The following is an 11378-nucleotide window of genomic DNA, read 5'->3' on the forward strand; positions in this document are numbered from 1 at the left end:
CCGGAGGGCTGCTCCACAGCAGGCCATCAAACCTCGTCCACGGAACGTTCAACTGAAGCTCTGACCCCGCACCATCGTGTGTCCACTCAAGTCCGAGGAGTCCGTACTCCGCGCGTCCCCCCGTGGGTTTCATCACCTCAATGCCGACAGTGGTCAGCTTGGGCGACTCGCTCCCAGCATCCACCTTCCGGGTCATCACGCCGTCACTGGGATAGAGCGCATCCGGGCACTCTCCCACCCATAGGCGAATACGCCCGTAGCGCCCCAGCGGTACGATTCTCATGAGCGTCCCGTTCAGGTCAGCACTTATGTCTGGCACGGGAGAGGCTCGAGAGGATGCTCATCCGCTCCGGGCCACCGAAGACGGAGGCGGGGACGCCGAGGACGCCTTGCTCCAGGAGGTCCTCGAAGGAGCACTGCGACACGGCGAAGTAGCCCACGCACGAGGAGGCGCGGAGCCCGGGCCGGTCGGCGGTGAAGGCATCCAGCAGGCGCGCCCGCTCCGATAGGAGCTCGCTGACCTGCTTCGGCCGCGCCGCGTGTTCCGTGAGCGCCGCATACCCGATGCGCAGCTTCTGCTCGTCCTTCGACAGCGGTGCGAACGCGGCCCGTGCATCCTCCCGCCACCGCGAGGGCGTGATGCACAGCCCGACATGGTCGGGGAGGAGCCATCCCTTGGAGAGCGAGACGAGGATGAACGCGAGCTCCTCCTGCATCAGCCGGAGCGTCCACGTCGTCGGAGGCGTCGCATAGGCGGAGTCCATCAGCAGGACCCGTTGCCCTGGCGCCTCGCGAACCCACGCCTCCACTCGCGCCCTCTCTTCGCTCGAGAGCGTTCGGCCCCAGGGCTTGAGCGGCTCGCAGAGGAGGAGCGCATCACAGGTGTCGAGCGGGGGAAGCCCCTCTCGCGCCGGGAAGCGCACGACGTCGACGTCCGCCTCCCCCGCGAGCTGGAGGTACACCGGATACACATCGTCTGGGACTGCGACGCGGGCCTTGCGCGACGCGAGCCACTCGAACAACACCCGCAGGGACCGCCTCACGCCGTGACTGACCTGCGTCCGGGCCTTGAGCCCCGCTTCGAGCCCCAGGTGCGCCAGGAACCGCTCCGCGAGATGGCAGCGATAGGGTGCTTCGTGATGTGTCGATGGTGCGATGGCCTCGAACGAAGGCCCCAGGCTTCGATAGAGATTGAGCTCCGCCAGGTCGACCAGGTCGGGACGCTTGCTCCGCCACTCGTCCCGCAGTGCGAGAAATGTCTCATGTTTCATGAGCGCAGCTCCGATGCGGGGTCTTCCAACGATGCCAGACAGGTTCCATCACTCATCAGGTTCCACGAGCGCACCAGCCGATGCGTCCGCTCCCAGCCCACCGAGGGCTCCGTATACGCCGCGACGCGTAGCACCCGGCCCGCGACCTCCCCCTCGAACACCGGGCTGCCCCAGGGCAGCTCTGTCACCTTCGTGAAGCCCGCCACCTCCATGGCCCGGAGCACCACTGCCAGCGGCACCTGATGCTCCTCGCAATACCGATTCACCGCGCTCGGCGCCCAGGGGTTCTCCGAGAGGCTGGAGACATAGAGTTCCTTGAAGCAGACCTCGTGAAACCCCTCCCGCGCGCTGCGCTCCAGATAGGCCCACACCTTCTCCACGTCATCGACGCCGCCGCGCTGGAGCACGCAGATGGCTCGACTGCGCAGACCAAAGTCCCGGGCCACGGCCCCCGAGTCGACGGAGATGCCCATGATGCGGGCATCGTCCTCCCGCGTGACACCGTGCCGGCTGAGGGCCAGGGCCGAGAGGCCCGCGTCCCGCAAGGCCCGCACCTGCTCCGCGTCGAGCCGCGCACCATTGGTGATGAGGAGCGTCTTCTCGAAGCGCTCGGCGAGACCCTGAACCAGGGCTTGCAGTTGCTTCGGAGGCAGCAGGGTCGGCTCGCCGCCTCCCGTGATGACGGCGCGCTCGGCGCCTCGGGCCTTCGCGAGGTCCGCCCAGCGCAACTGCACGTCGAGCGAGACACTGCGCTGCCGCGCGAGGTCCGAGGCACTGGCCTTCGAGAAACAGAACGCACACTTCGCCTGACAGGCTTTCGCCACCGGGAGCACCGAGAACGTGCGCGGTCGACAGTCCTCCCAGGCCGCGAGCCCCGTGTCATCGAGCAGGAAGGCCTGGGCCGTGACTTCCTCGTGGAACGTCGGCTTCAGCGTGCCGTCCTCGCCCACCCAGGCGACCCCGCTCAGGGGGACCTCGGGGGAGGGCCAGCGCCAGCCGATGCCGGTGCCCGTCGTGTCGTTGGGGCGCATCGCCGGCGCGCCCGCGGTCGGCAGCTTCGCTCGCAACGCGACGATGCGGTCCTTCGCGCGGCCCAGCTTCGCCACCAGCCGCCGCGCCTTCTCGAGCCCGGGCGTCCAGGGCTCGTCCTCCCGCAACATGTAGAACGCGTCGGGGAAGGTCGACTCCGCGATGGAGGCCTTCGAGTACTTCATGCGGTACCGGTCGAAGCCGCGCAGCCAGTTCGAGAGCGGGATGAAGGCGACGAAGGCGGTATCCATGATGAATCAACTCTCCCAATCTCTCATCTTCGTGTCAACTGGACACCAAGGCTCACCAGGGGAGACGCTTGCCTTCGAAGTCGAAGAAGCCCCCCGTGTCCTCGGCACCCAGGCGGCCGAGGACGGAGAGCAATCCCGAGACTGACAAGTCGACGGCCGTGGGCGCCTCGCTGCCACCCATGTCCGTGCGGACCCAGCCTGGGCTGAGGGCGAAGGCGAGGATGCCGTCCTCCTTCAAGTCGTAGCCCAGCGAGCGCGTGGCCATGTTCAGCGCCGCCTTGGACATCCGGTAGCCGTAGGCACCGCCCCAGCTGTTGTCCGCGATGGAGCCGAGGTTCGAGCTGAGGTTCGCCACCTTCGCGCCCCCCGCCGCGCGCAGCTGAGGCCGCAGGAGCAGCGTCATCCGCAGCGCCGCCACCGCGTTCACCTGGAAGGTGCGGGTGAGGTCGTCGCTGTCGAGGCCCGCGAGGTCGTCCGGTCGACTGCGCACGCCCGCGTTGTTGATGAGCAGGTGGACGGGGCCGGGAATCGCCGCGGCGAAGGCTCGCACGCTGGCCTCATCGGTGACGTCCAGCGCGTGGAGGTGGAGCGGTCCGTGGGCGCCTTGCGCGAGCGCGGCGAGCTCGCTTGCACGTTCGGGAGCCCGGACTCCCGCATGGACCTCGTCGCCTCGCTGGAGGCACTGACGCACGAGCTCGAGTCCGATACCCCGGTTCGCACCTGAAATGACGACGTTCATGGAGGGCTCGCTCGCTTTCGTTCTCGAAGCCGCCGGGGCTTCAGGTTCCGTCGCTGACACCCCACTCATAGTCGAGGTCGGCGATGCGTTCGATGAGCCCGGAGAGCGGCTCCCCCGGAGCGCCCGCCGCGAGGACCGTGTCGAGGTCATCAGCGCCTGCCTGGTAGGCGGCCTCTCCCGCGAGGTCGAAGGTGTAGAACCGCACGCGGTCGATGCCCGCGAGTCGGGCCGCGAGGAGCTGGAGGAGTGTCATCGCGTGGCGATTGCCTCCGAAGGCACCACACCCCCAGAACCCGGTGCGGACCTCCACGGGCTGGGCCGGCCAGTGCCGCCGTGACTCCCACCCGGCGGCGGCGAAGCCCGTGTACGCGGTGACGAGCACCTGCTCGAGCTGATGGCGGAAGTAGGGGCCGCGGTGGCCCGTGGGCGCGGCGATGGCGATGAGGTTGGTCCGGGTGGGAGGCCGCAGCACCTGAACCGCCGTGCTCAGCGTCTTCAAGGGCGCGGCGGCGAAGCGATTGCCATAGAGGCCGAACGGGCGGCTCGCGGCCCGGTCCGGCGCCGTCGCGATGGCGCATCGCCGCTCCGCCCCCAGGATGAGGACCGGGGTCGCGGCACCTGGCTCCTCGGTCTTCGCGGGCACGCCTTCCGCGAGGAGCGCTTCCCTCAAGGCCCCGAGCACCGGATGCTCCGCGGCCTGGAGCTCATCCTGGGCGAGCAGTCCCGAGCCATAGGCCACGAAGAGCTGCGGGTCCGCGAAGTTCACGTGCCACACCCCGGCGTCGTCTCCGCTGTAGTCGTACGTCCCTGGCACCGCGAGGCACTGCGTCTCGGCGAGCGACACGGTGGCGGGCAGCGGCGCGGCCTTCCAGCGCGTCAGCTCGACGCGCCCTGTGTGAATGGCCCCAGGGGGGCACGCCTGCTCGAAGACCCACTGCTTGTGCGGATGACGCTGGACCGGCGGATGGGCCGCGAGCAGTGCGGCGGGCTCGTACTCGCGGCGGAACAGGCAGGTGGGCGTCCGTGCGTTCATGGGATTGATGTTGGTGTCTAGATTACACTATGTCAACCCGGGCCCCGCCAGACCGAGGGCCGCGCGCATCGCCGAGGCAATCGTCTGCCAGCACCGACGTACCCGCCCGAGAAGCCGCGCTGGCTTCGGGAGAGGCTCACCGTGGACACCCTTCTTGGTGGATTGCGCCAGACGCTGCGCGCACTGTTCCGCAACCCGGGCTTCGCGCTCAGTTGCATCCTGCTGTTGGCGGTCGGAATCGGGACGAGCACCGCCCTCTTCAGTGTGGTCGAAGGCGTGCTGCTTCGCCCCTTGCCCTACCCGAGCCCCGAGCGCCTCGTGCAGTTGTCGGAGCTCTCGAGCGCGGGCAAGTCGATGCGGTTCTCGGACCCCAACTTCGAGGATGTGCAGGCGCGGAGCCGCACCATCGGTGCGGTGGCCCAGGTGTCGGGGGCGATGAGCGTCACCGTCACGGGAACCGATGAGCCGACCTTCGCCAACCTGGCGCTCGCCTCGCGCGACTTCTTCCGGGCCTTCGCGGTCCAGCCCGTCACGGGCCGCTCGTTCACGGACGAGGAGCAGAGCGCTGGTGGGGCTCCCGTGGTGGTCGTCAGCCAGGCCTTCTGGAAGCGCCACCTGGGAGGCCGGCCGCTGCCCATGTCGGAGACGCTGTCCTTCGAGGGACGTGCCCACACCGTGGTGGGGGTGATGCCCGAGTCCTTCGACTACCCGGTGGGCGCGCAGATGTGGACGCCCCGCGAGCAGGAGGCGCGCCGGCCCAGCCGCACCGCGCACAACTGGAACGTCGTGGGCCGCCTGGCCCCGGGCGTGGACTTGCGCGCGGTCCAGGCGGAGCTGACGGGGCTCGCGCGCGAGCTGAAGGAGCAGCACGGCCTGGAGACGGGCATGCAGGACGTCGCGGTGGTGCCGCTCCATGAGAGCCTCGTGGGGAGTGCCCGGTCGACCCTCTACCTGTTGCTGGGCGCGGCGGCCTTCCTGCTGCTCGTCGCGGGCGCCAACGTCACCAACCTGCTGCTCGCCCGGGCGGCGACGCGTCGGCGCGAGCTGGCGGTCCACGTCGCGCTGGGGGCGGGGCCGGGGGCGTTGGTGCGTCAGTTCCTCTCGGAGTCCTTGGTGCTGTCGCTGACGGGTGGAGCCCTGGGCGCGCTGTTCGCCACCTGGGGGGTGCCCGCGATGCTCGCGGTCGACTCGGGACACCTGCCGCGCGCCGCGGAGGTCTCCGTGAATGCCACGGCGCTGTGCTTCGCCTTCGGACTCTCGCTGCTGCTCGCGGTGGGCCTGGGGCTGGTGACGGCGCTGCGCGCGGCGCGCCAGAGTCCCTGGGCCACGCTCACGCAGTCCGGGCGGACGCAGGCCGGCGGCGGGGGCGCGGAGCGCATGCGTCGGGCCCTGGTCGTCGGGCAGCTCGCGCTCGCGCTGGTGTTGTTGGTGGGCGCGGCGCTGCTCGGGCGCAGCCTCATGGGGTTGCTCTCGGTGGACCCGGGCTACCGCACCGAGGACGTCGCGGTCCTCAGCCTGGTGCTTCCTCCCGCGAAGGAGGAGGCGGTGGGGCGCCAGAACGTCCAGTTCCAGGAGCACCTCATCTCGAAGCTGGCGGCGCTGCCTGGGGTGCGCGCGGTGGGCGCGGTGAGCAGCTTCCCGCTGGAGGGAGGCTCCTCGGGCAACGGCACCTTCGTCATGCTCAACCGCCCCGATGAGGTGAAGAACTTCGAGGACTTCGGTCGGCTGGCGCATGAGCGCGAGCGAGCCGGTTACGCGGAGTATCGCGTGGCGAGCGAGGGCTACTTCGGCGCGCTCGACATCCCGCTGGTGCGCGGGCGCCTCTTCGATGCGCGCGACACCGTGGATGCACCGCACGTGGCGGTCGTCAGCGAGGCGCTCGCGAAGGCCCACTGGCCCGGTGAAGACCCGCTGGGCAAGCTCATCCAGTTCGGCAACATGGACGGAGACCTGCGCCCCTTCACCGTCGTGGGCGTGGTGGCGGACGTTCGCGACCAGGGACTGGATGAGGCGCCGAAGGCGACATTCTATGGCTGCTCACGCCAGCGGCTGCGGGCGTCCTCCTCCTTCCACCTCGCAGTGCATGGCACTTCGGGCTCGGAGGCCCTGGTCGCCGCGGTGCGGCCCGTCGTGCGCGAGCTGGCTCCCGAGTTGCCGACGCGCCTGCGCACGGTGGAGAGCCTGCACTCCAGCTCGCTGGCCGCGCGGCGCTTCAGCCTCCTGTTGTTGGGGGCGTTCGGCGTGGTCGCGCTGCTGCTCTCGGTGGCGGGCCTGGCGGCCGTGGTGTCCTACGCGGTGGCGCAGCGCACGCAGGAGTTCGGCATCCGCTTCGCCCTGGGCGCCACGTCCGGGGACGTGCTGAAGCTGGTGCTCCGACAGGCGACGGCCCTCGCGGGGACGGGCGTGGTGCTCGGCACCCTGGGCTCCCTGGCGCTCAGCCGGGGACTCTCGGGGATGGTGTATGGGGTGAGCACCACCGACCCGTGGGTCCTCGCGGGGGTGGCGGTCCTCCTGCTGGGCGTCGCGCTGCTCGCGAGCTGGCTGCCAGCCCGCAGGGCCTCTCGCGTGGACCCGATGACGGTGCTGCGCTCGGGAGGCTGAGCGCCGCGCCGGGTGTGATGTCTGTGATTGAGTCGCCGCCCTCAGGACGCGGCGGCCATGGGCGCCGGGGAGACTGTGTCCTCCTCGGCGTCGGGCAGGTCCTCCTCGAGGCGGCGGAGCCTGGGGGCCAGGAAGCAGAGCACCGCCGTCGTCACCGTCATCACGCCGAGCAGGACCAGCAGCAGCGCCACGCCGCGTCCACTCCCCACGCCCAGCACCGTGCCCACGCTCCCCGCGAGCCTTCCGCCCTGGGCCATCAGCGGCTCGAAGACGTCATCCACCAGCGGACCCGCCAGGGCATAGGCCAGCGGGAACATGGCCTGGGCGACGACGCGGCGCACGGAGAACACCCGGCCCTGGAGCGCGATGGGGACCTTGCGCTGCCAGACGACGGTGAGGCTTCCGACGATGAGCGTCAGCGAGCCCATGATTCCAAACGCGCCCACCGCGACCAGCCACACCGAGACGCGCGCTCCTCCCATCAGGAGCAACACCCCCTGGAGCATCAGGAAGCCGAGCGCCGCGAGAATCCGCCGCTGGGGCCCGCCCCAGAACATCATGAACACGCCGCCCAGCAGCATGCCCACGCCGGCGAAGGACTGGATGGTGCCCAGCGCTTGCGTGTCGGCGAACCCCAGGACCAGCGGCACCACGAGAATCTGCAGCATGCCCAGGTTGAAGTTCGCCATGCCCATCACCACCAGCAGGCCCGAGAGGCCCGGGCGCTGACGGACATACGTCCACCCCTCGGTCATCTCCGCCCGGAGCGAGCCGCGCGTGCTCGCCTCCTTCGGGGTGCTGGGGAGGGACGGAATCGCCACCGCGAGCAGGATGCCCAGCGCCACGATGAACGTGGCCAGGTTCGTCAGCAGCACGCCGTCCAAGCCCACCCGGGTGATGAGCCACGCGCCCATGAGCGGCGAGAGCACCTGCACCACGGCCATCGAGAACTGAACCACCCCGTTCGCCTGCCCGTACTGCTCCTTGGGCACCATCAACGTCAGCGCCAACGACTGCGCGGGGAAGTGGAGCGAGTTGAAGAGCGCGCCCAGCGTAATCATGGCGAGAATCGCCGGCACGTGGAGCGCGTCCACCCGATACAGCACCGTCAACACCAACGGCGCCACGGCCGCGCCCAGGTGGCCCGCCATCATCGCCTTGCGCGGTCCCCACCGGTCCACCAGCACACCGGTGAGCGGCGCCACCAACAGCATCGGCAGGATGGCTGCTTGAGACACCCAACTGTTGAGCGTCAAAGAACCCGTGCGCTGGTAGAGCCAGACACCCAGGCCGAACGACGTCGTGTACGTGCCCAGCATGGACAGGAACTGCGCCAGGCAGATGAGCAGGAATCTTCGCATGTCGGAGCTCGTGCGCTTGTCACAAGCTAGCACGCTTCACTTGTTTTAAGTGAAAACCCAGTAACTCCTTGAAGTCCATGATGGGGGCTCGTTAGCTTGCGGCAATGCTTGGCAACCTCGCGCGGGGAGTGGTGGCCTCTCCCGTCACCTCGTTGATTGAACGCATCGAGCTGCATGCGGCCTCGCGGCCGGATGATGACGGCCTCGCGTTCCTGTCCAAGGCCGGTGCGCCTCGGGTGTTGTCCTGGGCGAAGCTGCACGCGCGCATCCGGTCGATGGGCGCGGCGCTGGTCCAGGCGGGGGTCCAGCCTGGAGACATCCTCTTCGTCCTGAGTGCCTCGCCGTATGAAGAGGTGCTCGGCTTCCTGGGCGCGATGGCGGCGGGGGCGCTGCCTTCCATCCTCTCGTTCCCCTCGCTCAAGCAGAGCGAGGAGCGCTTCCACGAGACGCTTCGCCCCATCACGCTGTCCACGGGAGCGCGGTGGGTCATCACCTCCCGCGAGTTCACGGGCGTCGTCACGCGCGCGCGGCTTCCGTCCCAGGTGGTGGAGTTTCCCCCGGAGGATGTCCTGGATGCGGCGCCCGTCGCCGCGCTTCCGGCGCCGTCCGCGGACTTCCTCCAGTTCTCCTCGGGCACCACGGGCTTGCGCAAGTGTGTGCGCATCACCGGGGAGATGATGGCCAGTCAGGCGGGCACGTATGCGAAGGCCCTGGGCCTAGGTCCGGTGGACCGGGTCGCGAGCTGGTTACCGCTCTACCATGACATGGGATTGGTGGCGTGCCTGCTGGTGCCGCTCTACCAGGGACACCTGTCCGTCCACATGTCTCCGTTCGAGTGGCTGGCGGAGCCGGTGACCCTCTTCCAGGCGCTCTCCACCTATCGGGCCACGCTCATCTGGCTGCCGAACTTCGCGTACAAGCTCTGCGCGGAGCGCATCCAGGACGCGGACCTGGAGGGGTTGGACTTGGGCTCCCTCCGGGCCTTCATCAACTGCAGCGAGCCGGTGCGCCACCGCTCGCATGAGCACTTCCTGCGGCGCTTCGAGAAGTGGGGCATTCGCGCGGAGCACCTGCACGCGTGCTACGCGATGGCGGAGACGACCTTCGCCGTCACCCAGACGGAGCTGGGCCGTGCCGCGCGCGTGGACCACGTCCTGGCCCGCGAGGTCTCCGCCGACCAGCGGGCCGCCCCCGCTCCCGAGGGCACTCCCGAGGCGGAGCGGCTGACGTTCGTCTCCTGTGGACGCGTCCTCGAGGAGATGGAGGTGCGCATCGGAAGCGAAGCGGGCGAGCGGCGCGTCGGTGAGATTCAGGTGCGAGGCTCCAGCCGCATCCCCGGCTACGGGGTGGACGGGCTGCTCCCGCTGGACGCGTTCACCGAGGACGGCTGGTACAAGACGGGAGACCTTGGCTATCTGGCGGAGGGAGAGCTGTACGTCTCCGGCCGCGCCAAGGACCTCATCATCCACCGGGGCCACAACGTCCACCCCAGCGACGTGGAGGAGGTGGCGGGAGAGGTGCCGGGCATCAAGCCCGGGCGGCTCGTGGTCTTCGGCCTCTTCGACGACGCGGCCGGCACCGAGGACGTCATCGTGATGCTGGAGCCGGAAGGGGCGGAGACCGACCGGGAGGCGCTGCGGCGGACGCTGCGCGAGAAGGTGTGGACCCGGCTCAACGTCACCGTCGCGGACGTGGACATCGTCGAGCAGGGGACGCTGCGCAAGAGCACTTCGGGCAAGCTCTCGCGGTCGTCCAATCGCAAGCTCTACCAGGAGCGGTTGCAGGAGGCACAGCGCACCGTCCGCGCCCGGGGCCGTCCCGCGAATGCGCGGCCCTATGTGGAGCCGAGAGACCTCTGGGAGCGGCAGCTCGCCTGGATTTGGGAAGAGGTGCTGGGCATCAGCCCCATCGGGCTGGAGGACAACCTCTTCCTGGAGCTGGGCGCGGACTCCGTGTCGGCGACGCGGGCCGCGAGCGAAGTGGAGCGCCGCCTGTCGAAGGCCATCCCGCCGTCGGAGTTGCTCGCCGCGGACACCCTCGCGCGGCAGGCCCAGTTGCTGCGCCGCGAAGAAGGCGCTGCCAGCTCTCCCTTGGTGACGCTCCAGCGCAAGGGCGAGGGGCGCCCCTTCTTCCTGGTCCACGCCGCGGGAGGGTGGGCCTTCCCCTACATGTCCCTGGTCCGACAGCTGGGCGAAGAGCGCCCCGTGCATGTCTTCCAGGCGCAGCAGCTGTTCCACGGCGGTGCGCCGGCGATGACCGTGGAGCGGATGGCCGAGGACTACCTGACGGCCCTGCGGCAGGTGCAGCCTCGGGGACCGTACCTGTTGGGAGGCTGGTCGCTGGGGGGCCACGTCGCCTTCCAGATGGCGTCGCGGCTCCAGGCCGAAGGGGAGGAGGTCTCCCGCGTCGTCATGTTCGATACGAGCGGGCCTCGGCCTCGCTGGTTCCAGTTCAAGGCGCGGACGCTCTGGGAGCTCATGCGGCCCCTCTTCCGGCTGTCCTTGACGATGCCGAAGCTCCGCGCCGCGGTGCCGATGATGAAGGCGCTCCAGGCGCAGACACCCGTCTGGCGCTTCGCCATCGCCTATCTCGTCACGGGCGAGTCGCGCCACATCGGCCCGATGTTGCAGCTGGCCTTCCCAGAGGCTTTCGACCCGAAGCGGTACGCGCAGCTCGACGAGCACGGCGCCTGGGACTACTTCGTCGAGCTGGCGCTCGCGAACCATGCCCCCGCGGACCGCATCCTCCTCATCCCCGGCATCGACGGCGCTGGCGCGCGGCGGGCCCTGGCCGTGACGCGGCGGTGCGAGCAGCTCAACGCGCGCTACCGGCCCGCGCGCCCGTACGCGGGCCGCGTGGACATCATCGGCGTGCGAGGCAACGCCGCCCTGGAGCGGTGGCGGCCGTTCGTCGGAGGCTCGTTGAACATCCACCCGTTCGACATCGAGAAGCGCGTGATGACCCCGCACTTCGACATGATGGACCCGTCGAACGTGACGCTCTTCGTGGACGCCGTGCGGCAGCTGCTGCGCGAGCCGGGCGCCTGAGCCCTCGCGGGGGGGCTTCCCCCGCGAGGCTGTCCCCAGGTGGAGG

Annotated in this window: 7 protein-coding genes; 2 read left to right on the top strand and 5 right to left on the bottom strand. The window is 69.7% G+C overall.

What is annotated here, in order from left to right:
- Positions 1-299 precede the first annotated feature (299 nt).
- The 4 genes from MYSTI_RS10080 to MYSTI_RS10095 are packed head-to-tail and all read right to left on the bottom strand — an operon-like array spanning position 300 to position 4323.
- Positions 300-1271: a PLP-dependent aminotransferase family protein gene (locus tag MYSTI_RS10080; protein ID WP_015347642.1), complete on the bottom strand. Its 972-nt coding sequence runs from the start codon at positions 1269-1271 to the stop codon at positions 300-302.
- The gene (locus MYSTI_RS10085; protein WP_015347643.1) at positions 1268-2551 is read right to left on the bottom strand and encodes a radical SAM protein; all 1284 of its coding nucleotides are present in this window, start codon (positions 2549-2551) and stop codon (positions 1268-1270) included. Before MYSTI_RS10085 ends, MYSTI_RS10080 begins: the two co-directional genes overlap by 4 nt.
- A 52-nt stretch (positions 2552-2603) precedes the next feature.
- Positions 2604-3290, bottom strand: coding sequence for an SDR family oxidoreductase (locus MYSTI_RS10090; RefSeq protein WP_015347644.1), 687 nt, complete (start codon positions 3288-3290; stop codon positions 2604-2606).
- A 40-nt stretch (positions 3291-3330) separates the two neighbouring features.
- Complete coding sequence (locus tag MYSTI_RS10095; protein WP_015347645.1) at positions 3331-4323, bottom strand: hypothetical protein; 993 nt, start codon at positions 4321-4323, stop codon at positions 3331-3333.
- Positions 4324-4464: 141 nt separating this feature from the next.
- On the opposite strand from MYSTI_RS10095, the gene MYSTI_RS10100 reads away from it, so the two are divergent.
- Entirely contained in the window at positions 4465-6924 is a 2460-nt protein-coding gene (locus MYSTI_RS10100) for an ABC transporter permease (RefSeq protein WP_015347646.1), read from the top strand.
- 41 nt (positions 6925-6965) lie between these two features.
- On the opposite strand, the gene MYSTI_RS10105 is transcribed toward MYSTI_RS10100, so the two are convergent.
- Positions 6966-8285, bottom strand: coding sequence for an MFS transporter (locus MYSTI_RS10105; protein ID WP_015347647.1), 1320 nt, complete (start codon positions 8283-8285; stop codon positions 6966-6968).
- 104 nt (positions 8286-8389) lie between these two features.
- Between MYSTI_RS10105 and MYSTI_RS10110 the strand changes: the two genes are divergently transcribed.
- Positions 8390-11332 (top strand): non-ribosomal peptide synthetase, encoded by a 2943-nt coding sequence (locus tag MYSTI_RS10110; RefSeq protein ID WP_015347648.1) that lies wholly within the window; start codon positions 8390-8392, stop codon positions 11330-11332.
- Positions 11333-11378 lie beyond the last annotated feature (46 nt).

Source organism: Myxococcus stipitatus DSM 14675, from assembly GCF_000331735.1.
GTDB classification, from domain to species: Bacteria; Myxococcota; Myxococcia; order Myxococcales; family Myxococcaceae; genus Myxococcus; species Myxococcus stipitatus.

Excerpts from the sequence above, each read along its gene's own strand:
- MYSTI_RS10110 (WP_015347648.1), top strand. The coding sequence starts at position 8,390 with ATGCTTGGCAACCTCGCGCGGGGAGTGGTGGCCTCTCCCGTCACCTCG.
- MYSTI_RS10090 (WP_015347644.1), bottom strand. The coding sequence starts at position 3,290 with ATGAACGTCGTCATTTCAGGTGCGAACCGGGGTATCGGACTCGAGCTC.
- MYSTI_RS10095 (WP_015347645.1), bottom strand. The coding sequence starts at position 4,323 with ATGAACGCACGGACGCCCACCTGCCTGTTCCGCCGCGAGTACGAGCCC.
- MYSTI_RS10105 (WP_015347647.1), bottom strand. The coding sequence starts at position 8,285 with ATGCGAAGATTCCTGCTCATCTGCCTGGCGCAGTTCCTGTCCATGCTG.
- MYSTI_RS10080 (WP_015347642.1), bottom strand. The coding sequence starts at position 1,271 with ATGAAACATGAGACATTTCTCGCACTGCGGGACGAGTGGCGGAGCAAG.
- MYSTI_RS10085 (WP_015347643.1), bottom strand. The coding sequence starts at position 2,551 with ATGGATACCGCCTTCGTCGCCTTCATCCCGCTCTCGAACTGGCTGCGC.